The organism is Luteimonas yanweni (assembly GCF_039548475.1).
Lineage (GTDB): Bacteria > Pseudomonadota > Gammaproteobacteria > Xanthomonadales > Xanthomonadaceae > Luteimonas.
Genome location: NZ_JBCLVC010000015.1, coordinates 46,674 through 72,402 on the forward strand (window position 1 = coordinate 46,674; position 25,729 = coordinate 72,402).

Sequence of the window (25,729 nt, forward strand, 5' to 3'; positions counted from 1 at the left end):
TCGGTATCCGTTGTTGCTGGGTCAGGGTGCCGCGTGCGGCACGGTGGTCGCTGCCGCGGCGGCGGCGGTGGCCTGTTCGCGCTCGGTCAGGACGTCGTTCTTGTAGAAAGTGTAGGACAGGGTGATGGTCTTGACGTCGGCGGGCAGCGAGGGGTCGATGATGAAGCGAACCGGCATGTCGCGCGTCTCGCCAGCGGTCAGCGTCTGCGCGGTGAAGCAGAAGCATTCGGTCTTGGCGAAGTAGCCCGACGCGCGCGCCGGCGCGACCGACGGCGTGGCCGTGCCCACGATCGCGCGCTCGCTGTCGTTGTGCGCGTAATAGGTGGTTTCGTACTGCTGGCCGACCTGCACCTGCATGCGTGCCTGGTTGGGCCGGAACGACCACGGCAGCGAGGAGTTCACGCCGCCGTCGAATTCCACCGTGACCATCCGCGCTTCGGCCGCGGCACCGGCCGTGGCCGCGGTGCCGGCATCAACCGCGGTGTTGTCCAGGCGGATGCCGAAGACCTTCTCGCAGGCGATCCGGTACAGCGGCACCAGCGAGAAGGTGAACGCGAACGCCACGCCCGCGGCCAGCACCATCTTGCCGATGCCCGCGGTATTGGAGCGCTTGCCGGTCATGACGCCAAGACTCCTGAAAGGATGAACGCGATGTAGATCGCCAGCGCGACGGCACCAAGCACGAGCGCCAGGCGCAGCGCGCGCCGCCGCTGGGCGGCAACGCGATCGGGATCGTGCTGGTCAGGCGCGGCTGGCATCGTTGACAGGCTCGACTTCATGGCCTTCCGGATCCAGGTCGCCGTGGGCAAGGTCACCCGGGCGGATCACCGGCGGCGTGGTGAAGGTGTGGTGCGGCGCCGGCGACGGCACGGTCCACTCCAGGCCACGCGCGCCTTCCCACGGACGCGCAGGTGCCACGGCACCCTTCTTCAGCGAATGGAACAGGATGCCGAACATCATGAAGGGCGTGACGAACATGCCGAACGCACCGATCGAGCTGATCAGGTTCCAGTCGGCGAAGACCACGTTGTAGTCGGGGATGCGGCGCGGCATGCCGGCCAGGCCCAGGAAGTGCTGGGGGAAGAACAGCAGGTTGACGAAGACCATCGTCCACCAGAAGTGGAACTTGCCCCAGGCCTCGTTGTACATGCGGCCGGTCCACTTCGGCCACCAGTAGTAGACCGCGCCGATCAGCGCCAGCACCGAGCCGGTGACCAGCACGTAATGGAAGTGTGCGACCACGAAGTAGGTGTCGTGGTACTGGAAGTCGGCCGGGACGATCGCGAGCATCAGGCCCGAGAAGCCGCCGATCGAGAACAGGATCACGAAGGCGATCGAGAACAGCATCGGGGTTTCGAAGGTCAGCGAGCCCTTCCACATGGTGCTGACCCAGTTGAAGATCTTCACGCCCGTGGGCACGGAGATCAGCATGGTCGCGTACATGAAGTAGATCTCGCCGCCCAGCGGCATGCCCGCCGTGAACATGTGGTGCGCCCACACGATGAAGCTCAGGAAGGCGATCGCGGCGGTCGCGTACACCATTGCCTGGTAGCCGAACAGCGGCTTGCGGCTGAAGGTCGGGATGATCTCCGAGACCACGCCGAAGGCCGGCAGGATCATGATGTAGACCTCGGGGTGCCCGAAGAACCAGAAGATGTGCTGGTACATCACCGGGTCGCCGCCGCCGGCGGCGTTGAAGAAGCTGGTGCCGAAGAACTTGTCGGTCAGGAGCATCGTCACCGCGCCCGCCAGCACCGGCATCACCGCGATCAGCAGGAAGGCGGTGATCAGCCAGGTCCACGGGAAGATCGGCATCTTCAACAGGTCGACGCCCGGCGCGCGCATGTTGAGCACGGTTGCGATGACGTTGATCGCGCCCATGATCGAGCTGATGCCCATCATGTGGATGGCGAAGATGGCGAAGGCCATGCTGGAGCCGCCCTGCAGCGACAGCGGCGGGTACATGGTCCAGCCGCCGGCCGGTGCGCCGCCCGGCAGGAACAGCGTCATCAGCAGCATCGTGAAGGCGAACGGCAGGATCCAGAAGGACCAGTTGTTCATGCGCGGCAGCGCCATGTCGGGCGCGCCGATCTGCAGCGGGATCAGCCAGTTGGCCAGGCCGACGAAGGCCGGCATCACGCCGCCGAAGATCATCACCAGCGCGTGCATCGACGTCATCTGGTTGAAGAAGTGGGGGTCGACGTGCTGCAGCCCCGGCACCGCCAGCTCGAGGCGGATGACCACGCTCATCGCCGCACCGATGATGAACATCATGAAGCTGAAGAGCAGGTACAGCGTGCCGATGTCCTTGTGGTTCGTGGAGAAGAACCAGCGCTGGACGAAGCCCTGCCTGTGGGCGTGGTCGTCGTGGCCTTGTTCGTGCGGAGCAGCGGCGGTGGTGTGCGTGGACATGGGTGTCGGCCTTTCGTGTTCGGTCAGCCGGCGCTGGAAGCGTCGGCGGGGGCGGCGGCGGGCGCCTGCGGGGCGGCGGGCTCCTCGCCCTGCAGCACGTCTTCGACCATGTCGGGGTCGACCGAGCTCGGGGCATTGCCGTCACCGCCCTGCGGCACGGCCGAAGGCTCGCTCGGCACGCCGGCGCCGGACTGCTTCATCGACGCGAGCCAGCTTGCGTACTCGTCCTTCGGCACCGCGCGCACCACGATCGGCATGAAGCCGTGGTCCTTGCCGCACAGCTCCGCGCATTGGCCGCGGTAGACGCCGGGTTCGCGGATATCGGTCCAGTGCTCGTTGACGATCCCGGGCACCGCATCCTGCTTCCAGCCCAGCGCCGGCACCCACCAGGAGTGGATGACGTCGTCGGCGGTGATCACGAAGCGGATCTTGGTGTCCACCGGCAGCACCAGCTCGTTGTCGACGTCGAGCAGGTAGTAGGGATTGGCGGCCAGGTCGGGGCGCTCGCCGGACTGGCGGATGCGGTCGCTCTCGCGGTCCAGGCGGCTGGTGATGGAGACGTCCTCGCCGAGGTAGTCGTACTTCCACATCCACTGGTAGCCGGTGACCTTGACGGTCATCGCCGACTCGCGCGTGTCGTACATCGCGATCAGCTTGGCGGTGGCCGGCCAGGCCATGATCACCAGCAGGACCACCGGGATCACGGTCCAGACCACTTCGGCCTTGAGGTTGTGGCTCCACTTGGCGGCCACTGCGCCCTTCGACTTGCGGAAGGCGAAGATCGCGTAGGCCATCGCACCGAACACGACCACGCTGATCGCCACGCAGATCCACAGGACCAGCATGTGCGCGTCGTAGGCGTTCTGCGACGAGGAGGTGACTCCGCGCCCCATGTTCAGCTGCCATCGCGTCGGGTCGGCCGCCTGTGCCAATGCCGCTGCCGGCGCCGCGGCGATGACCGCCAGAATCCACCGCAAGAATCGCGCCTGCCTCATGCGTGCAACCCCAAATGTCGTCGGTGGCGGCCGCGTGGCCGCCTGCTGGAACCGTTGTTCGGAAAATCCCCGGCCGGCATGTCTCCCCGGCAAGTGGACCAGCCACGCCCCCAGCGGGACGCGCCTGATCAACGGGATGTTAGCCGTCGCGCCACCTGACCGGCAAGCGCGGCGGCTTCGCCGCTGCCCCGCGGGTGCGCTTCTGGCACGTCGCGGCAGCTAGAATCCGTGTCCCTCCCCGCGCATGATCCCAGTGAACGACTTCCCCCCGGTTGCCCCGCTCCCGCCGTCCGATCCGCTGCGCGCGGACATCACCCGCCACTGGCTGGCGGACGAGGCGACACGGGTCCGCGCCCTGCTCGACGAAGCCCGCCAACCGCCCGCGGACGCGGCCGCGATCGCCGCCACCGCCGGGGACCTGGTCCGCCGCGTGCGCCTGCGCGCGCCCGACCAGGGCGTGGTCGAGTCCTTCATGCGCCAGTACGACCTGGGCAGCGAGGAGGGCGTGCTGCTGATGTGCGTGGCCGAAGCCCTGCTCCGCATCCCGGATGGCGAGACCACCGACCGCCTGATCCGCGACAAGCTGGGCGAGGCCGACTGGAAGCGGCACCTCGGCCAGTCGGAATCGGTGCTGGTCAACGCCTCCACCTGGGGCCTGATGCTGACCGGCCACCTGGTCGACCTGGCCGACGGCACCAAGCGCGACGTGCACGGCGCCTTCAAGCGCCTGGTCGGCCGCGCGGGCGAGCCGGTGATCCGCCTGGCCGTGCGCCAGGCGATGAAGATCATGGGCCACCAGTTCGTGATGGGGCGGACCATCGGCGAGGCGCTCACGCGCGCCCGGAAGGGCCGCAACGCACACTACCGCTATTCATTCGACATGCTCGGCGAGGCCGCGCTGACGCAGCACGACGCCGATCGCTACCTCGAGGCCTACCGGGCCGCGATCGATGCCATCGGCCGCGACGCCGGCCGCCCCGCCGACGCCATCGTCGCACCCTCGATCTCGGTCAAGCTGTCGGCCCTGCATCCCCGCTATGAACACGCCAAGCACGCGCGCGTGCTTGCCGAGCTCGCGCCGCGCCTGCTGGACCTCGCGCAGCGTGCGAAGCAGCACGGCATCGGCCTGACCGTCGATGCCGAGGAAGCCGACCGCCTGGAGCTGTCGCTGGACGTGATCGAGGCCGCCTGGCTCGATCCGTCGCTCGAGGGCTGGACCGGCTTCGGCATCGTCGTGCAGGCCTACCAGAAGCGCGCGCCTTTCGTGATCGACTGGATCGCGGGCCTCGCCCGCCGCGGCGGGCGCCGGATCCCCGTGCGCCTGGTCAAGGGCGCCTACTGGGACGCCGAGGTCAAGCGCGCCCAGGTCGAAGGCTTCCCCGGCTATCCCGTATTCACGCGCAAGCCCAATACCGACGTCAGCTACCTGGCCAATGCCCGCCGCCTGCTCGACGCCGGCGATGCGGTGTACCCGATGTTCGCCACCCACAACGCGCAGACCATCGCCGCGGTGCACCGGCTTGCCGCCGGGCGGCCGTTCGAGTTCCAGAAGCTGCACGGCATGGGCGACGACCTCTACGACGAGGTGATCCCGGCCGACCGCCTGGGCGTGCCCTGCCGCGTGTACGCGCCGGTGGGCAGCCACGAGGAGCTGCTGCCCTACCTGGTGCGGCGCCTGCTCGAGAACGGCGCCAACTCCAGCTTCGTCAACCGCATCACCGACACCGACGTGCCGGTCGACGACCTGGTCCGCGACCCGGTCGACGTCGTGGCCGCGTTCGACAGCATTCCGCATCCGCGCATTCCGCTTCCGGCCGACATGCTTCGCAGCCAGGGCACCGACAGGACCAATTCCATGGGCATCAACCTCGCCAACGACGACGACCTGCGCAGCCTGGCCGCGGCGATGGCCGCCGAACCCGGCAACTGGCAGGCCACGCCGCTGGTCCCGGGAGCCAGCAGCGCCGGCGACTGGATCGACGTCACCAGCCCCGCCGACCGACGTCGCACCGTCGGTCGCTGGCAGCCCGCCGACACCGCCACGGTCGAGCGCGCGATGGCCAATGCGGTCGCCGCGCAGCCCGCCTGGGACGCAACGCCCGTGGCCAGCCGCGCCGCGCTGCTCGAGCACGCAGCCGACCTGCTGGAGCAGCGGATGCCGCGCTTCATGGCGCTGTGCACGCTGGAAGCCGGCAAGACCATTCCCGACGGCGTTGCCGAAGTGCGCGAGGCGGTCGACTTCCTGCGCTACTACGCCGGCCAGGCGCGCAGCCTGTCCGCGCCGGAAACCCTGCCCGGCCCGACCGGCGAGACCAACACGCTGCAGCTGGCCGGGCGCGGCGTGTTCGCCTGCATCTCGCCGTGGAACTTCCCGCTGGCGATCTTCATCGGCCAGGTGGCCGCGGCCCTGGTCACCGGCAACAGCGTGCTTGCCAAGCCGGCCGAGCAGACCAGCCTGGTCGGCTTCGAGGCGGTGAAGCTGCTGCACGAGGCCGGCGTCCCGGACACCGTGCTGCAGTTCGTGCCCGGCGATGGCGCAAGCGTGGGCGCCGCGCTGACCGGCGACCCGCGCATCGCCGGCGTGGTGTTCACCGGCTCCAACGGCACCGCGCTGGCGATCAACCGCGCGCTGGCCGCGCGCGACGGCGCCATCGGCACCCTGATCGCCGAGACCGGCGGCCAGAACGCGCTCATCGCCGATTCCTCGGCGCTGCCCGAACAGCTGGTCAAGGACGTGATGACCTCGGCCTTCACCTCCGCCGGCCAGCGCTGCTCGGCCGCGCGCGTACTGTTCGTGCAGGACGACATCGCCGACAAGGTCATCACCATGCTGGCCGGCGCGATGGCCGAGCTCAAGGTCGGCGACCCCGGCGAGCTGTCGACCGACGTCGGCCCGGTGATCGACGCCGACGCGCTGGGCATGCTCGATCGCCACGCCGCGCGCATGCAGGACGAGGCGCGCCTGATCGCGATCGCCGCGATGGGCGACGACACCGCGCACGGCACCTTCTTCGCCCCGCGTGCCTGGGAGCTCAAGTCCTTGTCGCAACTCCACCGCGAGAACTTCGGTCCCGCGTTGCACGTGATCCGCTGGAAGGCCGACCAGCTCGACCAGGTGATCGACGCCATCAACACCACCGGCTACGGCCTGACGCTTGGCATCCACTCGCGCATCGACGACACCGTCGAACTGATCGCCGCGCGCGCGCGGGTCGGCAATGTCTACGTCAACCGCAACCAGGTCGGTGCGGTGGTCGGCGTGCAGCCATTCGGCGGCCAGAGGCTGTCCGGCACCGGGCCCAAGGCCGGCGGCCCGCACTACCTGCCGCGCTTCACCACCGAGAAGGTCGTCACCATCAACACCACGGCGGCCGGCGGCAACGCGTCGCTGCTGACGCTGGGCGACTGACCCGGGAGCAGCCACGGCTGCGACGCGAACCCGCCTGGCCCATGACAGGCCCCGCACACGCGGGGCCTTTCCTTTTCGTACAGCCTGAAACGAAGAAGCCCCGCTTGCGCGGGGCTTCCTCGTGGTCAGGCCTGGCGGCCCGCGGTCAGAACCGGTACTGCGCCGACACGCCGAACAGGTTTGCATCGCCCGCGTAGGGGCCGCTGATGGTGCTGCCGCCACTGGTGAAGTCGACCTTCGGATCCTTCGGCTTCAGGTGGGTGAAAGCGAAATCGACGTCCAACGCGTCGCTGACGTTCCAGGTGGCGCCGATCGAGTACCAGCGGCGATCGTCGTCGGGCAGGCGCGGGGTGCGGTGCTCGATGCTGGTCGGGGTTTCGTCATGCGCGACGCCGCCACGCAGGGTCCAGGCGTCATTGAGCTTGTACTCGGCGCCCAGCGACACGAACGCGCTGTCTTCCCAGCCGAAGGGCTCGACCGAATCCGGGTCGGCGTTGTCGAACTCGACGCGCACTTCGCGCAGCGACGACCAGCCGGTCTCGGTCCAGTTGGCCATCATCGCGAAGCGGTCGGTGAAGTCGTAGCGCGCGACGACCGCGAAGGTCGACGGCGTGGTCAGCTTGGCGCCGGCGCCGCCGTTGTTGAACAGCTGCGCGGTCATCGGGTTGCTGTTGAACACCGCGCGCACATCGCCGGGCACGGTCCACTCGGCGGTGCCACGCAGTTCGTAGTCGATCTCGGACTGGTAGCTGACGCCGATCGCGAGGCGATCGGTCGGGCGCAGGTTGAAGCCGACCAGCCAGCCGAAGCCGGTGTCGTCGCCCTCGATCTCGGCGTGGCCGTCGCGGGCCTGCGGCAGTGCGAACGGCAGCGGGCGGGTGGCCGGGTTGGAGAACAGCAGGGTGCCGAAGTCGACGGCCTTGGACAGGGTCACGTCGGCCTTGGAGTACACCGCGCCCACGCCCACCGACAGGTGGTCGTTGAGGTCCAGCGCCGCCGACAGCGTCAGGTTCACAACCTGCACGTCGGAGGTGTCGGCGAAGTAGCGGCCCTGCCAGTCAGGGTCGTACTCGGTCTTCAGGCCGAACGGAGCGCCGACCATGGCGCCCAGCGCCAGGCCGTTGTCGAGCTTGTGGATCACCGAGAACGCGGGGATCGGGGTGACATCGCCGGCTTCGCCGCCGTCGCCGCCGTTGAGCGGGCGGCCGAGCGCGTCGTTGCCGCTGCCTTCGAAGCGGTAGCTCAGGTCGATGACCGAAAGATCGGCCTGGACCGTGGTGCCCTCGAAGGAGGTCATCGTGGCGGGGTTGTTGACTACGACCGAGGCGTCGCCTTCGTTGACGCCGGAGCCTGCGAACGCGGCGCCGAGGCCCTTGACGCTGTTTTCCTTGAGCTGGAAACCGGAGGCATGGACGGGGGCGAGGGCCAGCGCGCCGAGGATGCCGAGCGCGAGGGCCGAAGCCTGCAGAGTGGGGGAGATGCGCATTGCTGAAACTCCTGACAGAGGGCTTGCGGGAACGGATGTGGCGCGCACTATACCGTGGCGGATGGTGATCACACAGGGTCCCGCGTCACGGCTGACGCCGGTTATCGTTGTGAATCCGCCCCGCCCCGGCCCGCCGCGCATGTTCGTCTCCATCCCGACGCGTTCCCATCCGTCAGTGCGCTGGGCCACGCCGCTGCTGTGCGCGGCACTGTGGGTGGTCTACCTGTGGGCCAGCACCCGCCCGGAGGCCGTCGAGCAGGCGCTGATGGTGCGCTGGGGGGCGCTGACCGGTGCCCTCCGGCCGGGCGACCTGCTGGTGTCCTGGGCCGACGGCGAGCGCGGACTGCGGTTGCTCACCGCGCTGTTCGTGCACGCCGACTGGGCGCACCTGCTCGGCAACCTGGTGTTCCTGCTGATCTTCGGCCTGCCCGCGGAGCGGGTGATGGGGCCCTGGCGGCTGCTGTGCCTGTTCCTGGCCGGCGGCGCGGTGGCCAACCTTGCCACCGTCCTGGTCATCGACACGCCCGACCGCCTGGTGATCGGCGCCAGCGGCGCGGTGTCTGCGCTGATCGGCACCTACTTGGCGCTGTTCCCGCGCGCGCACCTGGGCGTGGTGCTGCCGTTGGGCCTGTTCCTCGAGTTCGTGCGCGCGCCGGCGCCGCTGCTGATCGGGATCTGGGCGCTGCTGCAGGTGGTGTTCGCCTACATCGGACCGGCGTTCGGCGCCGTGGCCTGGTCGGCGCACGTGGCGGGCTTCGCGTTCGGCGTCGCCTTCGCGCTGTTCTCGCGGCGCGCCATCGCGCGCCGCCTGCGCCGGCAGAAGGGTTACTGAGCCACCGGCGGCGGCACGCAGTCGCCGCCATCGGCCAGCCGGCGCAGCGCGGCCATCGCCTGCACGACCGGCTGGTCGCCGTCGAGCACCTGGCCCGCGCGGCTGCCCTCCTCGCCTTCGGCATCCAGGTGCCCGGGCAGCGTGATTTCCCCGAAGCCGGCAACCGTGGCGCCCTTGACGTCGAGCACCAGGTCGGGCTCGATGCCGCGGGCCTGGATGGAGGTGCCGTTGGGCGTGAAATAGCGCGCCGTGGTCAGCTTGACGGCATCGCCATTGTCCAGCGGCATCACCGTCTGCACCGAGCCCTTGCCGAAGCTGCGGCTGCCGACAATGCAGGCGCGGTCGTTGTCACGCAGGGCACCGGCCAGCACTTCCGAGGCACTGGCCGAACCCGCATCCACCAGCACGACCACCGGGCGCCCGCGCATGCGGTCGCCGGGCGTCGCGCTGAAGGCCGTGTCGCCCACCTGGATGCGGCCGCGGGTGCTGACGATGCCGCCGCTTTCCAGCAGGTCGTCGGCGATCTGCACCGCCGAGGTCAGCAGGCCGCCGGGGTTGCTGCGCAGGTCGACCAGCAGCCCGCGCAGTCCGTCGCCCCCGGCCTTGGCCTGGAGCCCGTCGACGGCCGCGGCGAAATCGCTGGCGGTATCGGCCTGGAAGCCGGCGATGCGGACGTAGCCGAAGCCCGGCTCGCGCATGCTGCCGCGCACGCTGGGCGTGCGGATGACGGCGCGCGCGACGCGCAGCTCCAGCGGTTCGGCTTCGCCTTCGCGGGCGATGGTGACGGCGACTTCCGTGCCCGGCGGCCCGCGCAGCGGCCCCCGGCCCTCGTGGCTCGCCGGCGTCAGCTCCACGCCGTCCACGGCGATGATCACGTCGCCGGAGCGGATGCCCGCGCGCTGCGCCGGGCTGTCGTCCATCGGCGAGACCACGCGCATGCGGCCGTCAGGCAGCTGCATGACCTCCACCCCGATGCCTTCGTAGGCGCCCGTGGCGCCTTCCTCGAAGGCCTCGGCGTCGCTGCGCTGGAGGTAGGCGCTGTGCGGGTCGAGGTCGAGCAGCAGGCCGCGGATCGCCGCCTGCATCAGCTCCCGGTCCTCGACCTTGTCGACGTAGCCGGCACGCACGGCGTTGAACACGAGCACGAAGCGGCTGATCTCCTCCAGCGGCACGGTGCTGGCGGGGTCGGGATCGGGGTCGGCAGCTGATCCGGCGGCGTCGGCTGTGGGCTCATCGGTGGCCGGGTCCGCGTCCGTCTGGTCCGCGTCCCGGTCCATCCGCTCCTCCTGGCCGGGGTCTCCGTCCGATTGATCCTCCTGCGCCTTCCGCTCCGGCTGCGCGGGCTGTCCGGGCGTGGCCTCCTGTCCCGCGGGAGCGGGCTCGACGGCTGGCGCGTCCTGCGCGATGGCAGGCAGAGCCAGCAGGCTGGCGAGGACGGGCGTCAACAGGCTGGCGCGCATGCGGGACTCCGGGGGAGGGGGGAACGGGAATTGGACCGCGCATCCGCGCGCGGGTTCAGTCGATTATGCCGCCGGCGCGGCGCGGGGCCCGTCAGCGCTTCTGCAGCCAGGTGCCGGGGTCGACCGGCTTGCCTTCGCGGCGCAGCTCGAAATACAGCGCCGCGCGGCCCTGGCCGCCGGACGTGCCGACGGTGGAGACCGCATCGCCGCGGCGGACGCGGTCACCGGGGTTCCTGAGCAGGCTGTCGTTGTGCGCGTACAGGCTCATGTAGCCATTGCCGTGGTCGACGATGAGGATCAGGCCATAGCCCGTCATCCACTCCGCGAACACCACCGTGCCGTCGGCCACCGCAGTGACCGGGGTGCCGGCGGCGGCCGCGACCAGCACGCCGTCGCTGCGGCGGCCGTCGGGCATGCGCGCGCCGTAGCCCGCCAGCAGGCTGCCGCTGAGCGGCCAGGACAGGCCGCCGACCTGGACCGCAGCGGTGCGGGCGACCGCGACCTTTGGTGCATCCGGCACCGGATTGCGGCCCGCTCCGGCGGCCGTGCCGGGCGTGTCGCCTTCGCGCGCGGCGGCGGCGGCAGCGGCGCGGCGCGCGGCGGCGGCCTTGCGCTCGGCTTCGGCCTTGCGTGCCGCCTCGCGCAGGCGCGCGAGCAGGCGTTCGAGCGATTTCGCATCCGCGCCCAGGGCCTTTTCGCGCTCGCTGCGATCCCTGTAGCTGGCTTCGAGCCCGGCCACCGCCTTGGCGCGCTCCGCGCGCTCGCGCTCCAGCGCCCGGGATTGCGCCTGCTGGCGCTCGCGCGTGGCAACCAGCGACACGCGCTCGGCGCTGATCGCCTGTTCCATCGCCTCCAGCCCGGCAAGCTCCGCCGACAACTCCGCGATCCGCGCGCTGCGGCCGCGCTGCAGGTAGCCGTGGTAGGCCAGGCTGCGATTGGCGCCCGCGGCGTCGTCCTGGGCGAGCAGCAGCTTCAGCGGTGCGGCGCCGCCCACGGTGTAGGCCGCGCGCAGCAGCGCGGCGAGTTCGGCGCGCTGCGACGACAGGCCCTCGGCTAGCGCGTCGCGCGTCGCCTCGAGCTCGGCCAGCGCCTGCTCCTGGCGCGCCAGCGCGGCTTCGGTGGCGGCAAGCTCGCCGGCGTTGCCGGCCACCCGCTCGTCGGCGTCGCGAAGCGCGCGGCTGGCTTCGCCGCGGCGGCCTTCGATCCGGCGGCGCTCGCGACCGACCTCGTTGAGTTCGCGTTTGACCTTGTCCAGCCGGCGCTGCGCGTCGCGGCTGTCCTGCGCCGCCGCCGGCGCCGCGGGGAAAGCCAACAGCACCAGCAGCGCCAACAGCATCAACAGGACCGGCACGGACCCGGAGCACACCGGCCGCGCCGGCATGTGGCGATGCGCGCTATCGCGGTGCGACAGCGTGGCCACCGCGGCGATCACGCCAGCAGGCTGCAACCGGTCATCTCCGCCGGCTTCGCAACGCCCAGCAGATCGAGCATCGTCGGCGCGAGATCGCGCAGCGCGCCGCCCGCGCGCAGGGTTGCGTCGCTGCGCCCACCAACGTAGATGAGATCCACCGGGCCCACGGTGTGCGAGGTGTGCGGCTGGCCCGTGACCGGGTCGCGCATCATCTCGACGTTGCCATGGTCGGCGGTGACCAGCAGCTCGCCGCCCTGCGCGGCGACCGCGGCGGCCACTTCGCCCAAGGCCTTGTCCACGGCCTCCACGGCCTGGATCGCGGCCTGCAGGTCGCCGGTGTGTCCGACCATGTCGGGGTTGGCGAAATTGCAGACCACGGCGTCGAAGCGGCCGGAGGCGATCGCGGCCACCAGCTTCAGCGTGACCTCGGGGCAGCTCATCTCCGGCTGCAGGTCATAGGTGGCGACCTTGGGACTCGGCACCAGGATGCGCTCCTCGCCTGCGAACGGCGTCTCGCGGCCGCCGTTGAAGAAAAAGGTGACGTGGGCGTACTTCTCGGTTTCGGCGATGCGCAGCTGGGCCAGGCCGTTCGCACCCAGGACTTCGCCCAGGGTGTTTCGCAGGTCGTCGGGCGCGAACGCCAGCGACGCCGGCAGGGTGGCGTCGTACTCGGTCAGGCAGGTGAAGTCGGCCAGCGCCGGGCGTCGCGCGGCGAAGCCATCGAATGCAGGCGCCACGAACGCCGCGCTGAGCTGGCGCGCGCGGTCGGCGCGGAAGTTCATGAACACCACCGCGTCGCCGTCGCGCATGGGTTCGGCGCCGGCGATCACCGTCGGCAGCACGAATTCGTCGTTCTCGCCGCGCGCGTAGGCGGCATCGAGTGCGGCCAGGGCATCGGGCGCGACGTGTTCCGCACGCGCATCGACCATCGCATCCCAGGCCAGGCGCACGCGCTCCCAGCGCTGGTCGCGGTCCATGGCGTAGTAGCGCCCGCTGACGCTGGCGATGCGCGCATTGCCGAGCGCGGCACAAGCATCGGCCAGCGTGCGCAGGCTGGGCGCGGCCGAGCGCGGCGGCATGTCGCGGCCGTCGGTGAACGCATGCACCGCCACGCGCGCCACGCCTTCGCGCTTCGCCAGCTGAAGCATCGCCAGCACATGCGCTTCGTGGCTGTGCACGCCACCGGGCGACAGCAGGCCCATGACGTGCAGGGTGCCGCCCGACGCGTTCACCGCGGCACAGGCCGCGCGCAGGCCGTCATTGGCGAAGAAGCTGCCGTCGGCGATCGCGGCGTCGACCCGGGTCAGGTCCTGGTAGACCACGCGCCCGGCGCCGATGTTCATGTGCCCGACCTCGGAATTGCCCATCTGTCCGTCAGGCAGGCCGACGTGGGTGCCTTCGGTATGCACCAGGGTGGTCGGGTGTGCGGCGAACAGGCGGCGCCAGTTGGGGATGTCGGCGAGCGCCAGCGCGTTGTCGCGGGGATCGTCGCGATGGCCCCAGCCGTCGAGGATCAGCAGCACCACCGGCTTCGGCCGACGGACGGAAACGGGCTCAGGCACGACGTTCGACCCTGTGACGTTGGACGCATGCATTGTAGCGCCGGCCGGCGCAGACTCGGGCCATGGACATCCGCCAAGCCCCCCGGTTCGCCCTCCTCTTCATCGCCGCGCTTGCCGCCGGCTCCGTGCTGGCCGCCGAAGACATCAACCGCGTCAACGGCGCGATCACCGCCAATGCCGGCAGCGAGTACGGCCAGCTGGAAACCGTCAACGGCAGCATCACCCTGGACGATGGCGCCCGCAGCGGCGACGCCAGCACGGTGAACGGCGCCATCCGCGCCGGCAACGACATCGCGAGCGGCGGACTGTCCACTGTCAACGGCGGCATCAAGACAGGTGAACGCGCACGCATCGACGGCAGTGTGGAGACCGTCAACGGTGGCGTGTTCATCGGCCGCGGCGGCGCGGTCGAGGGCGACGTGGTGACCGTCAACGGTGCCATCGGCCTGGTCGCGACGGTCGTGGCCGGTGACGTCAGCACCAGCAGCGGCAACGTGACCATCGGCGCCGGCTCGCACGTGCGCGGGCGCCTGCACGTGGAAAAACCCGGCGCCAACTGGATGCCGATCCGCATCAGCACCCGCCGCCAGCGGATCATCATCGGGCCCGGTGCCGTGGTCGATGGCCCGCTGGAGTTCGAGCGCGAGGTGGCGTTGTACGTGCACGACAGCGCCCGGGTCGGCGAAATCATCGGCGCCACGCCGGTGCCCTACTCGACGGCGACCGCGCCGCCCCGCGCCAGCGATTGAAGCCCGCGCCCCCGCGCCCCCGCGGGACGCCGAACGCATAGAATCGGGGATTCCACTTCTGCAGGACCCGACGAATGCGACCGACCCACCTTGTGCTCAGCCTCGCCGTGGCCACCGCCCTGGCCGCGTGCGGCAACGGCGAGCCCGCCACCGCCGCCCCCACCGGCGGCGCGCCGGCCGCGGAAGCGTCCACGCATGGCTTCAGCCCCGACCTGAGCAAGGACGACTTCGCCGAGATGGTGAAGACCCTGTCCTCCGATGAATTCCAGGGCCGCGCGCCCGGCTCGCCCGGCGGCGAGATGACCGTCGAATACATCAAGGCCCAGTACGAACGCATCGGGCTTGCGCCCGGCGGCGACGACGGCAGCTTCTTCCAGACCGTGCCGATGGTGGAGACCACCGCCGACGAATCCACCGTGCTGCACATGGAGGTCGCCGGCGAGTCCCGCGACCTCGCGTTCGGCACCGACATGGTCATCGGCACCCGCACGGGCGAGGCCGAGGTCAAGGTCGCCGACAGCGACCTGGTGTTCGTCGGCTACGGCGTGGACGCGCCGGAGCTGGGCTGGAACGACTATGCCGGCATCGACGTCACCGGCAAGACCGTGGTCATCCTGGTCAACGACCCCGGCTTCCACGCCAAGGACGACTCGCTGTTCGAAGGCGAGCGCATGACCTACTACGGCCGCTGGACCTACAAGTTCGAAGAGGCCGCGCGCAAGGGCGCCGCCGCCGCGCTGATCATCCACGACACCGCGGGCGCGTCCTATGGCTGGGACGTGGTCAAGAATTCGTGGTCGGGTCCGCAATTCGACCTGCGCGCTTCCGACGATCCGGAGCCACGCCTGCCGGCCCAGGGCTGGCTGAGCGCCGATGCCGCGACCAGGCTCTTCGCCGACGCCGGCCAGGACCTGGAAGCGCTGTACACCGCGGCCAACCAGCGCGGCTTCAGCGCCGTCCCGCTGGACGCACGCGTGTCCTTCGACCTTGCCAGCACCACCCGCGAGAGCTCGTCGCGCAACGTCATCGGCGTGCTGCGCGGCAGCGAGGCGCCCGACGAGGCCGTGGTCTACATGGGCCACTGGGACCACCTCGGCACGCACGAGGGCGAGGGCGACACGATCTACAACGGCGCCGTCGACAACGCCACCGGCATCGCCGGCATCATCGAGATCGCGGAGAAGTTCAAGGCCGACGGCCAGCCGAAGCGCTCGATCGCGTTCGTGGCCGTGACCCTTGAAGAGTCGGGCCTGCTGGGCTCCAAGTACCAGGTCGCGCACCCGGCGTTCCCGCTGGAGAACACCGTGGCCGTGATCAACCTGGACGCCATGAGCGTGGCCGGTCCGTCGCGTGACATGGTCGTGGTCGGCAAGGGCAACTCCGAGCTCGAGGACGTGCTGAAGACCTTCACCGATGGCCAGGAGCGCACGATCGTGGCCGAAGGCAACCCGGCCGGCGGCTTCTTCTTCCGCTCCGATCATTTCAACTACGCCAAGGCCGGCGTGCCGGCGCTGTACGCGAAGGGCGGCGACGACCTGGTCGACGGCGGCAAGGACGCCGGCGCCGAGTATGCGAAGCACTACACCGAGGTCGCGTACCACAAGCCGGCGGACGAGTTCGATCCGTCCTGGAACCTCGACGGCGTGATCCAGGACCTTGAGGTGCTCTACGGCGTCGGCCGCACCCTGGCCGACGACGGCAGCTGGCCGAACTGGTACGAAGGCAACGCCTTCAAGGCCGCGCGCGATGACATGCGCAAGGGCCGCGGCGGCTGAGGACCGGCACGCGCGCGGGACCGGACCACCGGTTCCCGCGTTGGGGCAATACAAAGACGGCGCCGCGAGGCGCCGTCTTCATTTCCCGCTCGCCCGGCTCCTGTTTGCAGCTGCAGCCGAGGCCGCTCTTCAGCGCCGGGCAGGCGCACCTCGCGGGACGCCCACCCGGCGCGCGCCGGCCATCATCCCGCCGAAGCCACCAGCCGCACCCGCGCGAAGTTGCGCTTGCCGACCTGCAGCACGCCTTCGAAGCCGGGCTGGAACGTGGTGCCGGCGTCCTCGACAACGTTGCCGTCGACCTTGACCGCGCGCTCCTTGAGCTTGCGGTTGGCTTCGGAGTTCGAGGGCGTGATCCCGGCCGCGGTCAGCAACGCGGCGATGCGAAGGCCGTCTGCCGGCACCGCCACGTCCTGCAGCGGCAGCAGCGAGGTGTCGCCCCTGCCGGTCACCGCCGCGTGCCAGCCCGCGATCGCGGTGTCCGCCGCCGCCGCGTCATGGAAGCGCGTGGCCAGCTCGCGCGCCAGGCGCAGCTTCACCTCTCGCGGATTCAGCGCCCCGGAGGCCACGTCCGCCTTCAGCGCCGTCGCCGCCCCGATGCCGATGTCGAAGCTCAGCAGCTCGATCCAGTCCCACATCAGGTCGTCGCCGATCTTCATGCTCTTGTTGACGATGTCGATCGCCGGATCGGTGACGCCGATGTAGTTGCCCAGCGACTTGGACATCTTGTTGACGCCGTCCAGGCCCACCAGCAGCGGCATCGTCAGCACCACCTGCGGCTTCTGGCCGTGGTGCTCCTGCAGGCCGCGGCCCATCAGCAGGTTGAACTTCTGGTCGGTGCCGCCGAGTTCGACGTCGGCCTCGAGCGCCACCGAGTCGTAGCCCTGGACCAGCGGGTAGAGGAATTCGTGGATCGCGATCGACTGCTGCGCGGCATAGCGCTTGGCGAAGTCGTCGCGCTCGAGCATGCGTGCCACGGTGTGCTGGCCAGCCAGGCGGATCATGTCGGCGGCGGACATCTTGCCGAACCACTCCGAGTTGAATCGGACCTCGGTGCGCTCGCGGTCAAGCACCTTGAACACCTGGTCCTCGTAGGTCTTCGCGTTGGCCAGCACGTCCTCGCGGGTCAACGGCCTGCGGGTCGCGCTCTTGCCCGACGGGTCGCCGATCATCCCGGTGAAGTCGCCGATGAGGAAAATCACGGTGTGTCCCAGGTCCTGGAACTGGCGCATCTTGTTGAGCAGTACCGTGTGGCCGATATGCAGGTCGGGGGCGGTCGGGTCGAAGCCGGCCTTGATCCGCAGGGGGCGCCCCGACGCCAGGCGCGCCTCGAGCTCGTCGCGCTTGAGGATCTCGTCGGCGCCCCGGGCGATCAGTTCGATGGCGGCGGAGCCGGCCGCGGGCGCGGCGGGGCGGTGCGGCGGGCTGGCGTGTTCCTGTGGATTCTGTGACAAGGCTCGGGTCCGGCTGGGCGTCGATAGCGCGTGAAAACGTGACGCGGGTTCAGGTGGGTGTTAACTGCAAGTTAAAATGTTGGCCCGGAGGAAACTTCAGCCGGGTCAAGCGTTTGACGCATGATCTTCGCGTGATTATGGTGGCCCCGTGACGCGCCCGTCACGCACGGGCCCGGGGGTCCGATCCTTATATGACCACGCCCGAATCGTCTCATTCAGACGCGCCGCGAAGCGAGCGCATCCGCCTTGACAACCTGCGCGAGCTCGAACGCCAGGCCAGCGCAAGCAACCACCAGGACACCGCCACCGAAACCACCGGCAACCGCCGCTGGTCGCGCCGGCAGTGGGCCCATGCCAGCCTGGTGGCCACGGCCGGCGCCCTGCTCCTGGCCATCGTGCCCGGTTTCAATACCGCGGTCGACGTGCCGCACAGCGCGCGCCTGACCACACTGTCGCTGTCGCTGCCGGTGCTTCCGGCGCAGCCGGAGCCGCAGGCGGCCGCCGCCAGCTGGATGCCGGTGACGGTGGAAAAGGGCCAGACCCTTGGCGCCATCTTCGACCAGCTGGGCATCCCGGCCAGCACCATGCACGCACTCCTCGAGCAGCCCGGCGCGCGCGACGCGCTGACCCGGCTGCGCCCCGGTGCGCAGCTGAGCTTCGCGTTCGACCCGGCTCCGACCGATGGCAGCCGCGGCAACCTGCAGGCGCTTCGCTACGACCGCGGCGAAGCCGAGCGCGTCGAGCTCTCGCTGGACGCCGGCAAGGTCGTCGAGACCGTCATCGAACGCCCGATCGAGGTCCGCACCTCCGTGGTCAGCGGCAAGGTCGGCCGCTCGCTGTTCCACAGCGCGCGCAAGCTCGGGCTGTCGGGTTCCAGTATCAACATGCTGACCGACGAGATCTTCCAGTACGACATCGATTTCAATACCGACGTCACCCAGGAGGACCGCTTCAGCGTGGTCGTCGAGCAGGTCTACCGCGAAGGCGAACTGCTGCGCACCGGCAAGGTCCTGGCCGCGGTGTTCACGGCGAAGAACAAGCCTTTCACCGCGTTCCGCTTCGAGCATGACGGCAAGACCGAGTACTACAACGCCGACGGCCGGCCGCTGAAGAAAAGCTTCATCCGCATGCCGATCCAGTACGCGCGCCTGAGCTCGAAGTTCGGCTCGCGCCGGCACCCCGTGCGCGGCACCACGCGCATGCACAAGGGCGTGGACTACGCCGCGCGCACCGGTACGCCGATCATGGCCGCCGGCGACGCGCGCGTGCAGTTCAAGGGCTGGCGCGGCGGCTACGGCAACACCGTGATCCTCGACCACGGCCGCGGCTACACCACGCTGTATGCGCACATGTCCGGCTTCGGCAACATCCGCCAGGGGCAGCGCGTGAGCCAGGGCACGGTGATCGGTCGCGTCGGCAGCACCGGCCTGTCCACCGGCCCGCACCTGCACTACGAGTTCCGCATCAACGGCGTGCACCGCAACCCGCTGCAGCACACCATGCCCGAGCCCGAGCCGCTGAAGGGCACCGCGCTGGCCGCCTTCCGCGCCCAGACCGGTCCGGCGCTCGCGCGCATCCACACGGTCGAGGACATCATCTACGCCCAGGTGCCGGATCCCGCCGATGGCACCCGCGTGGCCGAAGTGAAACGCGACGCGCCGTCCGGCCGCGGACAGGGCTGATCGCCGCGGCGCCCATGCGGCGCCACAGGGGGCTTCACGCATGGCCGGTGGGCAAAGTTTCCTCGGTCTGATCTCGGGCACCAGCGCAGACGGCATCGACGCCGCGCTGGTCGACTTCGAAGACGACGCCGCCACCACGCGTCCCATCCTGCGCTTCGCGCACACCTATGCCTGGGACCCCGCCCTGCGCGAACGGCTGGTGGCGCTCGGCCAGGAAGACGCGCTGCTGTCGCTGGACGCCGTGGGCGAGCTCGATGTCGCCATCGGGCGCGCCTTCGCCGCCGCCGCCCTGCGCGCGCTGGCCGACTCGGCAACCGACCCGGCGACCGTTGCCGCGATCGGCTCGCACGGACAGACGCTGCGCCATCGTCCCCACGGCGCCCTGCCCTTCAGCCTGCAGCTGGGCTGCGCGGCGACCATCGCCGAGCGCACCGGCATCACCACCGTCGCCGACTTCCGCCGTCGCGACGTGGCCGCGGGTGGCCACGGCGCGCCGCTGGTACCGGCGCTGCACGCGGCGCTGCTGCACGATGCCGCCGAGTCGCGCGCGGTGCTCAATCTTGGCGGCATCGCCAACTTCACCCTGCTGCCCGGCGAGGGCCCGGTGCGCGGCTTCGACACCGGTCCGGCCAACGGCCTGATGGACGCCTGGTGCCTGCGCCACCGCGGCAAGGCCTTCGACCGCGGCGGCGCGTTCGCCGCCGAGGGCCGGGTGGACGCCGCGCTGCTGGCACGCCTGCTCGACGAACCCTGGTTCGCCCTGCCGCCGCCAAAGTCCACCGGGCGCGACGCGTTCCACCTCGGCTGGGTGGAGTCGCGACTGGCGGGCACGGAGTCACCGGCCGACGTGCAGGCCACCCTGCTCGCCCTGACCGCGCGCACCGTGGCCGACGCCCTGCGTGCGACCCAGCCCGGCACCACGCGCGTGATCGCCTGCGGCGGCGGCGTGCACAATCCGCGCCTGATCCAGGCACTGGCAGCGGAGATGCCGGGCATCGCGGTCGAATCCAGCGCCGCGCACGGACTGGATCCCGATGCGATCGAGGCCATGGCCTTTGCCTGGCTGGCGCGCGAGACCCTGGCTGGACGGCCGGGCAACCTCGCCAGCGTCACCGGCGCCGCGGGGCCGCGGATCCTCGGCGCCATCCACCCGGCCTGACCGCACCGGCCGCCCCAGCCGTGGGTCTCGTCAGGTGTTTTCGGGGATCTGGCCGATCATCGAGAAGTCGCCATCGGGCACGCCCTCCAGGGCCGCGATCGCGGCCTGGAGCACGTCGGCCTCGGAGCTGTCGAAGCTGAGCTTGCCGTCGCCTTCGGCCGCGTACAGGCCGCGCTCCAGCAACTGCAGCAGCGCGTGCGACAGCGCCCAGCCGCGGCGGTCGGCGATGCGCTTGATGCGTTCAAGCAGCACCTCGTCGATGTCCTTGAGCACGATGTCGGTCATGGCCCCCGCCCAGTAGCCGCCTTCGCTCACGGCGACGCGCCATAGATACGACGGAGCGGCCGGATGGGCAAGGTCCCGCCCGCGTTCACGCGGCGTCCTCCGCCACTCCGCCCGCCTCGTCGCCCAGCCGCAGCCGCGGCTTCAGCCAGAAGAACAGCAGCACCGCAGGCACCGCCACCACCGCGGTGATCAGGAAATAGGTGGCATAGCCGCCGGTGCTGGTCTCGACGATGGCGCCCGAGAAAAAGCCCAGCACCTTGCCGGGCAGCATGATGAACGACGAGAACAGCGCGTATTGCGTCGCGGTGTAGCGCTGGTTGACCAGCGCCGACAGGTAGGCGACCGCGGCGGTGCCGAGGAAGCCCTGGGCCAGGTTCTCGCCCGAGATCACCAGGGTCAGCAGGCCGATGTCGCCGTTGGCGCCGATCAGCGCCAGGTACAGCAGGTTGCTCGCGGCGCCGAGGATGATCGCCACCAGCAGCGGCCACTGGATGCCCCAGCGCGCCACCGCCACGCCGCCGAGGAAGGCGCCGGCGATCCCGACCCAGATGCCGTAGACCTTGGTCACCGCCGCGATCTCGGTCTTGCTGAAGCCCTGGTCGAGGTAGAACGGCCCGATGATGCCGCCGACGATCGCCTGGTCGGAAATCTTGATCGAGAGGATGAAGAGCAGCACCACCAGGCCGATGCCGCTGCCGAAGCGGCGGAAGAAGTCGGCGAAGGGCTCGACCACGCCCTCGCGCAGGCCCGCCGCCCACCCCTGCGTGCGCACGCGCACCACGTCGGGCTCGGCCGCCAGGAGGCAGGCGGCCATCGGCACCAGCATGCAGGCCGCCATCACCCGGTAGACGTTCGGCCATGCCGCATGGTCGGCCAGGACCAGGGCCAGCGCGCCGGACACGATCAGCGCGATCCGGTAGCCCAGCGAATACGTCGCGACCAGCGCGCCCTGCTCGGAGGCGGGCGCGATCTCGACGCGATAGGCGTCCACCGCGATGTCGAGCGTGGCGCCGGAGAAGGCCACGAACAGCGTCAGCGCCACGAACACCGCCAGCCGCTCGGGCGTCAGCGCCGACATCGCCAGCAGCCCGCCCATCACGCAGGCCATCGCCAGCAGCAGCCAGCCGCGGCGCTGCCCGAAACGGCCGAGCAGCGGCAGCCGCCAGCGATCGACCAGTGGCGCCCATACGAACTTGAACGAATACGCCAGGCCGGCGCTGGCGATCATGGTGATCTCGCGCAGCTCGAGCCCGCCGTCGCGGAGCCAGTAGGCCAGCGTGCCGGCGACCAGCAGGAAGGGCAGCCCCGAGGCGAAGCCGAAGAAGAACATGATCCGCGCCGAAGGCTGCGCAAACGCGCGCCAGGCCGACGGCTTCCGCGGCGCCGCTCCGTCCGCGGCCGTACTCACTCGCGGTAGTCCACGACCAGTGGCGCATGGTCGGAGAAGCGCGGCTCGCCGTGCACCGCGCAGGCCTCGACGCGCTTCGCCAGCGCCGGGGTCGCGAACTGGTAGTCGATGCGCCAGCCGACGTTCTTGGCGCGCGCGGCGCCGCGGTTGCTCCACCAGGTGTATTCGTCCGCCGCGTCGGGCCGCAGCATGCGCAGGGCGTCGCCCCAGCCATGCCCCGGCGCCTCGCTCAGTCCGTCGCCGCAGGCGTCGGCGATCATCGTGTTCAGCCAGGCGCGCTCGGGCGGCAGGCAGCCGGAATTCTTCTGGTTGCCGGTCCAGTTTTTGATGTCGTTGCGCGAACGCACGATGTTCCAGTCGCCGCACAGCACGTAGTCGCGGCCGCTGGCCAGCCACTGGTCGAGGATCGGCCGCAGCCAGTCCATGACTTCGAACTTGAAGCCCTGGCGCAGCTCGCCGGACGAGCCCGACGGGATGTAGAACGACACCACGCTCAAATTGCCGAAGCGCGCCTCGATGTAACGGCCTTCGTCATCGAATGGCGCCCAGCCGAGCGCGGTGCGCACCTCGTCGGGCTCGCGGCGGCTGTAGATCGCCACGCCGCTGTAGCCCTTCTTCGTGCTCGCGTCCTTGAACCAGGCCTTGTAGCCGTCGGGAAGGAACTCGGAGTTGAGGCCATCGCCGTCCGCGGCCAGGAGCTGGTGCTCCTGGGCCTTGGTTTCCTGCACGCAAAGGATGTCGGCGTCCTGGGCGCGGAACCAGTCGAAGAAACCCTTGCTGGCGGCCGAGCGGATGCCGTTCGCGTTGAAGCTGATGATGCGCATGGTGTGCCGGTGTCATGACGGATGCGGCGGGCACGGGCCCGCGGACCGGCAAGGTTAGCGCACCGCCGGCACGGCCGCCGGCAGTGCGCGGGCACGCGCGTTACATCGCGACCGGCCTGGGTGTTTCCGGCGTGCTCGGCGGCAGGACCGGGTACTCCACCACCGGCTGGCGCCCGGTCAGCGTGCGCAGGAAGGCGGCGATGGCGCCGGACTCCTCCTGGTCAAGCTCGCGGCCCAGCTGCGCGGTGCCCATGATCGCCACCGCCTGTTCCAGGCTCCACACCTGGCCGCTGTGGAAATAGGGCGCGGTCAGCTCGACGTTGCGCAGCGGCGAGGCACGGAAGACGTATTCGTCGGTCGCGGTATTGGTGACGGTGAACCGGCCCTTGTCGCCCTCGGGCAGGATCTCCGCGCCAGGGCGCTCGATCACCCCGAACGGGAAGTAGGTCTGGCCGCCGAAGTTGCGGCCGTTGTGGCAGGACGCGCAGCCGCTGCTGACGAACAGCTCCAGGCCACGGCGCTCGGTCGCGTCCATCGCGCTGTCGTCGCCCAGGACCCAGCGGTCGAAGCGCGCATCCGGCGTTACCAGCGTGGCCTCGAAGGCCTCCAGCGCCAGCGCCATGTTGTCGAAGCTCACCGGGCGTTCGCCGGGGAAGGCTTCGCCGAACCGGTCCACGTATTCGGGAATGCTCTGCAGGGTCCTGACCACGAGCTCGGGCGTGCTGTTCATTTCCACGCTCGCCTGCACCGGCCCCTTGGCCTGTTCGGCCAGGTCCGCGGCGCGGCCGTCCCAGAACTGGGCGGCGTTGAACACGGCGTTGAGCATGGTCGGCGAATTGCGCGGGCCCTTCTGCCAGCCGTGCCCGATCGAGACCGGCACGTTGTCGGCACCGCCGGTGCCGAGGCTGTGGCAGGTATTGCAGGTGATCAGGTGGCTCTGGGAAAGCCGCGGTTCGAACCAGAGCATGCGACCCAGCTCGACCTGGCGGGCGACCAGCGGCTTGCCGCGGAGTTCGTCGACGCTGGCGGGGATCGTGCCGAACATGGCCGTGGCCATGGCCCGCAGCGGATCGCCATCGACATCGCCGGCCACCGCCGGCTCCGCCGCCTGCGCGGTCTCCGCCGTGCCCGGCACGCCACCGGCCGCGGCCGCATCGGCAGTTACGGCCGCGGGTCCGGCCGGGGCCGCGGCACCAGCGGCATCAGTGGCGGCCACGTCGGCAGTGGGGGCGCCGGCCGCGCCTGTATCCGCCCCGTCGCCACCGCTCTGTCCGCAACCGGTGGCCACCACCAGCGCCAGGGCAATCGACACCACGAGCTTCGTCCGAACGAGCATCACGCGTCTCCGTATCCAGGCCATCGTCACGATCCACCATAGGCCAGTGCCGGCGAAGGCCTGTTGACGGAGGTCAACCCCGGCGGGGTTGCTAACATGGCCACCCCGCCGCGGCCGCCTGCACACGCCATGTCCGATCACCGCTCCCGGTTCCTGCAGCTGGCACTGGCGGCCGAAGCGCTGCGCTTCGGCGAGTTCACGCTGAAGTCCGGCCGCACCAGCCCCTACTTCTTCAATGCCGGCCGCTTCGACTCCGGGGCGACGCTGGCGGCGCTCGCGGGCTGCTATGCCGACGCCATCGACGCCGCGGAACTGGATTTCGACCTGCTGTTCGGCCCCGCGTACAAGGGCATCCCGCTGGCGACGGCGCTGGCCTGCGAATACGCCCGCCGCGGCCGCGACCTGCCGCTGGCCTACAACCGCAAGGAAGCCAAGGCGCATGGCGAAGGCGGCCACCTGGTCGGCGCGCCGCTGGCCGGCCGCCGCGTGCTGGTGGTCGACGACGTGCTCACCGCGGGCACCGCGGTGCGCGAGGCGCTGGCGCTGATCCGCGACGGCGGCGGCACGCCCGCAGGCGTTGCGATCGCTCTCGACCGCGACGAGGTGCTTGACGGCGATTCCGCCGACCGGCGTTCGGCCGCGGCGCTGGTGGCGGGGAACGAAGGCGTGCCGGTCGTGGCGATCGCCAGGCTGGCGGACCTGCTTGCGTTCACCGGAGAAAACGCGACACTGTCGGACGAGCGCGAGCGCCTGTTCGCCTACCGCGCGCGCTACGGCAGCGCGGCCACCTGATTCGGCCGACCGGGGGGACGGACACGATGAAGACCATGAACTGGATTGCCGGGGTCCTGCTGGCCACGCTGCCCTTGGCGACCGTGGCGCAGAAGGCGCCTGCCGACAAGAAGCTCTACTGCTGGGACGAGAACGGGGTGCAGGTCTGCGGCGACACCGTGCCGACCAGCGCGCTTGACCATGCCCGCACCGAGATCAGCGCCGCCAGCGGGAACCGCACCGGCGAAGTGCCGCGCGCCCTGACCGGCGACGAGCGCACCGCCGCCGAAGCCGACGCCCGCGCCGCCGCCGAAGCCGAGATGGCCGAAGCCGAACGCCATCGCCGCGACCTGGCCATGGTCGAGTCCTATGCCACCGAGCGCGACCTGCGTCGCGCCTATGGCGAACGGATCCTGCTGGTGGACGAGTCGCTCAAGACCTCCGAGCTCAGCATCACCAACCTGCGCCAGAGCCTGCTGTCGCTGCTGCGCCAGGCCACTGAGCTGGAACTGCTCGGGCAGCCGGTGGGCAAGGCCCTGGCCGATGGCGTGCGGTCGCAGCACGGCGACCTGCTGCGGCAGCAGGCGATCATGCAGCGGCAGCTGGCCGACCGCGCGTCGCTGGGCAGTGACCTGGACGGCGCGCTGGAACGCTACCGGGACATGAAGGGCGGTTAGGAGCGACCTGCATGTGCGGGAACCGCCATGGCGGCGATCGCGGCC

The 25,729-nt window shown here is 70.4% G+C and carries 21 protein-coding genes; 8 read left to right on the forward strand and 13 right to left on the reverse strand.

Annotation, left to right across the window (positions count from 1 at the left end):
* Positions 1 to 21: 21 nt before the first annotated feature.
* The 4 genes from WCE39_RS12625 to coxB are packed head-to-tail and all read right to left on the reverse strand — an operon-like array spanning position 22 to position 3,407.
* On the reverse strand, positions 22 to 621 hold the full coding sequence (locus tag WCE39_RS12625) for a cytochrome c oxidase assembly protein (RefSeq protein WP_343277037.1): 600 nt from the start codon (positions 619 to 621) through the stop codon (positions 22 to 24).
* A complete protein-coding gene (locus tag WCE39_RS12630) occupies positions 618 to 758 on the reverse strand; it encodes a hypothetical protein (protein ID WP_343277038.1) in 141 nt (46 codons plus the stop codon). The genes WCE39_RS12625 and WCE39_RS12630 overlap by 4 nt, the downstream gene beginning before the upstream one ends.
* Positions 742 to 2,412: a cytochrome c oxidase subunit I gene (gene ctaD, locus WCE39_RS12635; protein WP_343277039.1), complete on the reverse strand. Its 1,671-nt coding sequence runs from the start codon at positions 2,410 to 2,412 to the stop codon at positions 742 to 744. The genes WCE39_RS12630 and ctaD overlap by 17 nt, the downstream gene beginning before the upstream one ends.
* A 23-nt stretch (positions 2,413 to 2,435) precedes the next feature.
* Positions 2,436 to 3,407, reverse strand: a complete 972-nt coding sequence (gene coxB / locus WCE39_RS12640; protein WP_343277040.1) for a cytochrome c oxidase subunit II — start codon at positions 3,405 to 3,407, stop codon at positions 2,436 to 2,438.
* Between the two features lie 253 nt (positions 3,408 to 3,660).
* On the opposite strand from coxB, the gene putA reads away from it, so the two are divergent.
* Complete coding sequence (gene putA, locus WCE39_RS12645) at positions 3,661 to 6,816, forward strand: bifunctional proline dehydrogenase/L-glutamate gamma-semialdehyde dehydrogenase PutA (protein ID WP_343277041.1); 3,156 nt, start codon at positions 3,661 to 3,663, stop codon at positions 6,814 to 6,816.
* 145 nt (positions 6,817 to 6,961) lie between these two features.
* Here putA and WCE39_RS12650 read toward each other — a convergent pair whose 3' ends face one another.
* On the reverse strand, positions 6,962 to 8,302 hold the full coding sequence (locus WCE39_RS12650) for an OmpP1/FadL family transporter (protein WP_343277042.1): 1,341 nt from the start codon (positions 8,300 to 8,302) through the stop codon (positions 6,962 to 6,964).
* Between the two features lie 139 nt (positions 8,303 to 8,441).
* On the opposite strand from WCE39_RS12650, the gene WCE39_RS12655 reads away from it, so the two are divergent.
* Positions 8,442 to 9,134 carry a rhomboid family intramembrane serine protease gene (locus WCE39_RS12655; RefSeq protein WP_343277043.1) on the forward strand — a complete coding sequence of 231 codons (693 nt, stop codon included), beginning with the start codon at positions 8,442 to 8,444 and terminating at the stop codon, positions 9,132 to 9,134.
* On the opposite strand, the gene WCE39_RS12660 is transcribed toward WCE39_RS12655, so the two are convergent.
* The 3 genes from WCE39_RS12660 to gpmI form a co-directional block, all read right to left on the reverse strand.
* Complete coding sequence (locus tag WCE39_RS12660) at positions 9,128 to 10,594, reverse strand: S41 family peptidase (protein ID WP_449284040.1); 1,467 nt, start codon at positions 10,592 to 10,594, stop codon at positions 9,128 to 9,130. The two genes, WCE39_RS12655 and WCE39_RS12660, sit on opposite strands and share 7 nt — an antisense overlap.
* Before the next feature lie 91 nt (positions 10,595 to 10,685).
* Positions 10,686 to 11,975, reverse strand: coding sequence for a murein hydrolase activator EnvC family protein (locus WCE39_RS12665; RefSeq protein WP_449284045.1), 1,290 nt, complete (start codon positions 11,973 to 11,975; stop codon positions 10,686 to 10,688).
* Between the two features lie 47 nt (positions 11,976 to 12,022).
* Positions 12,023 to 13,567 (reverse strand): 2,3-bisphosphoglycerate-independent phosphoglycerate mutase, encoded by a 1,545-nt coding sequence (gene gpmI, locus WCE39_RS12670; RefSeq protein ID WP_343277045.1) that lies wholly within the window; start codon positions 13,565 to 13,567, stop codon positions 12,023 to 12,025.
* 62 nt (positions 13,568 to 13,629) lie between these two features.
* On the opposite strand from gpmI, the gene WCE39_RS12675 reads away from it, so the two are divergent.
* Both WCE39_RS12675 and WCE39_RS12680 read left to right on the forward strand, forming a co-directional pair.
* A complete protein-coding gene (locus WCE39_RS12675) occupies positions 13,630 to 14,316 on the forward strand; it encodes a polymer-forming cytoskeletal protein (protein ID WP_343277046.1) in 687 nt (228 codons plus the stop codon).
* Positions 14,317 to 14,390: 74 nt separating this feature from the next.
* Positions 14,391 to 16,091 carry a M28 family metallopeptidase gene (locus WCE39_RS12680; protein WP_343277047.1) on the forward strand — a complete coding sequence of 567 codons (1,701 nt, stop codon included), beginning with the start codon at positions 14,391 to 14,393 and terminating at the stop codon, positions 16,089 to 16,091.
* 182 nt (positions 16,092 to 16,273) lie between these two features.
* On the opposite strand, the gene tyrS is transcribed toward WCE39_RS12680, so the two are convergent.
* Entirely contained in the window at positions 16,274 to 17,470 is a 1,197-nt protein-coding gene (gene tyrS / locus WCE39_RS12685; RefSeq protein WP_343277084.1) for a tyrosine--tRNA ligase, read from the reverse strand.
* Positions 17,471 to 17,733: 263 nt separating this feature from the next.
* Here tyrS and WCE39_RS12690 point away from each other — a divergent pair, with 263 nt between their 5' ends.
* Complete coding sequence (locus tag WCE39_RS12690) at positions 17,734 to 19,224, forward strand: peptidoglycan DD-metalloendopeptidase family protein (RefSeq protein ID WP_343277048.1); 1,491 nt, start codon at positions 17,734 to 17,736, stop codon at positions 19,222 to 19,224.
* Positions 19,225 to 19,264: 40 nt separating this feature from the next.
* Positions 19,265 to 20,383 (forward strand): anhydro-N-acetylmuramic acid kinase, encoded by a 1,119-nt coding sequence (locus tag WCE39_RS12695; protein WP_343277049.1) that lies wholly within the window; start codon positions 19,265 to 19,267, stop codon positions 20,381 to 20,383.
* 30 nt (positions 20,384 to 20,413) lie between these two features.
* Here the strand turns inward: WCE39_RS12695 and WCE39_RS12700 are convergent, their stop codons facing one another.
* From WCE39_RS12700 to WCE39_RS12715, 4 genes are all read right to left on the reverse strand, one after another.
* Positions 20,414 to 20,698 (reverse strand): hypothetical protein, encoded by a 285-nt coding sequence (locus WCE39_RS12700; protein ID WP_343277050.1) that lies wholly within the window; start codon positions 20,696 to 20,698, stop codon positions 20,414 to 20,416.
* 55 nt (positions 20,699 to 20,753) lie between these two features.
* The gene (locus WCE39_RS12705; RefSeq protein WP_343277051.1) at positions 20,754 to 22,076 is read right to left on the reverse strand and encodes an AmpG family muropeptide MFS transporter; all 1,323 of its coding nucleotides are present in this window, start codon (positions 22,074 to 22,076) and stop codon (positions 20,754 to 20,756) included.
* Positions 22,073 to 22,900 (reverse strand): exodeoxyribonuclease III, encoded by an 828-nt coding sequence (locus tag WCE39_RS12710; protein ID WP_343277052.1) that lies wholly within the window; start codon positions 22,898 to 22,900, stop codon positions 22,073 to 22,075. Before WCE39_RS12710 ends, WCE39_RS12705 begins: the two co-directional genes overlap by 4 nt.
* A gap of 100 nt (positions 22,901 to 23,000) precedes the next feature.
* The gene (locus WCE39_RS12715; protein ID WP_343277053.1) at positions 23,001 to 24,236 is read right to left on the reverse strand and encodes a cytochrome-c peroxidase; all 1,236 of its coding nucleotides are present in this window, start codon (positions 24,234 to 24,236) and stop codon (positions 23,001 to 23,003) included.
* Positions 24,237 to 24,365: 129 nt separating this feature from the next.
* Between WCE39_RS12715 and pyrE the strand changes: the two genes are divergently transcribed.
* Together pyrE and WCE39_RS12725 are read left to right on the forward strand one after the other, a co-directional pair.
* The gene (pyrE, locus tag WCE39_RS12720) at positions 24,366 to 25,028 is read left to right on the forward strand and encodes an orotate phosphoribosyltransferase (RefSeq protein WP_343277054.1); all 663 of its coding nucleotides are present in this window, start codon (positions 24,366 to 24,368) and stop codon (positions 25,026 to 25,028) included.
* Between the two features lie 26 nt (positions 25,029 to 25,054).
* Positions 25,055 to 25,684, forward strand: a complete 630-nt coding sequence (locus WCE39_RS12725) for a hypothetical protein (RefSeq protein ID WP_343277055.1) — start codon at positions 25,055 to 25,057, stop codon at positions 25,682 to 25,684.
* The last annotated feature ends 45 nt before the right edge of the window (positions 25,685 to 25,729 follow it).

What these genes read in the sequence shown, in the direction of transcription:
- WCE39_RS12680 (WP_343277047.1), top strand. Translation starts at nt 14,391, where the DNA reads ATGCGACCGACCCACCTTGTGCTCAGCCTCGCCGTGGCCACCGCCCTG.
- WCE39_RS12715 (WP_343277053.1), bottom strand. Translation starts at nt 24,236, where the DNA reads ATGCTCGTTCGGACGAAGCTCGTGGTGTCGATTGCCCTGGCGCTGGTG.
- WCE39_RS12630 (WP_343277038.1), bottom strand. Translation starts at nt 758, where the DNA reads ATGCCAGCCGCGCCTGACCAGCACGATCCCGATCGCGTTGCCGCCCAG.
- WCE39_RS12655 (WP_343277043.1), top strand. Translation starts at nt 8,442, where the DNA reads ATGTTCGTCTCCATCCCGACGCGTTCCCATCCGTCAGTGCGCTGGGCC.
- WCE39_RS12695 (WP_343277049.1), top strand. Translation starts at nt 19,265, where the DNA reads ATGGCCGGTGGGCAAAGTTTCCTCGGTCTGATCTCGGGCACCAGCGCA.
- ctaD (WP_343277039.1), bottom strand. Translation starts at nt 2,412, where the DNA reads ATGTCCACGCACACCACCGCCGCTGCTCCGCACGAACAAGGCCACGAC.
- WCE39_RS12710 (WP_343277052.1), bottom strand. Translation starts at nt 22,900, where the DNA reads ATGCGCATCATCAGCTTCAACGCGAACGGCATCCGCTCGGCCGCCAGC.
- WCE39_RS12625 (WP_343277037.1), bottom strand. Translation starts at nt 621, where the DNA reads ATGACCGGCAAGCGCTCCAATACCGCGGGCATCGGCAAGATGGTGCTG.
- coxB (WP_343277040.1), bottom strand. Translation starts at nt 3,407, where the DNA reads ATGAGGCAGGCGCGATTCTTGCGGTGGATTCTGGCGGTCATCGCCGCG.
- pyrE (WP_343277054.1), top strand. Translation starts at nt 24,366, where the DNA reads ATGTCCGATCACCGCTCCCGGTTCCTGCAGCTGGCACTGGCGGCCGAA.
- WCE39_RS12690 (WP_343277048.1), top strand. Translation starts at nt 17,734, where the DNA reads ATGACCACGCCCGAATCGTCTCATTCAGACGCGCCGCGAAGCGAGCGC.
- WCE39_RS12675 (WP_343277046.1), top strand. Translation starts at nt 13,630, where the DNA reads ATGGACATCCGCCAAGCCCCCCGGTTCGCCCTCCTCTTCATCGCCGCG.
- WCE39_RS12650 (WP_343277042.1), bottom strand. Translation starts at nt 8,302, where the DNA reads ATGCGCATCTCCCCCACTCTGCAGGCTTCGGCCCTCGCGCTCGGCATC.
- WCE39_RS12725 (WP_343277055.1), top strand. Translation starts at nt 25,055, where the DNA reads ATGAAGACCATGAACTGGATTGCCGGGGTCCTGCTGGCCACGCTGCCC.
- WCE39_RS12660 (WP_449284040.1), bottom strand. Translation starts at nt 10,594, where the DNA reads ATGCGCGCCAGCCTGTTGACGCCCGTCCTCGCCAGCCTGCTGGCTCTG.
- WCE39_RS12665 (WP_449284045.1), bottom strand. Translation starts at nt 11,975, where the DNA reads ATGCCGGCGCGGCCGGTGTGCTCCGGGTCCGTGCCGGTCCTGTTGATG.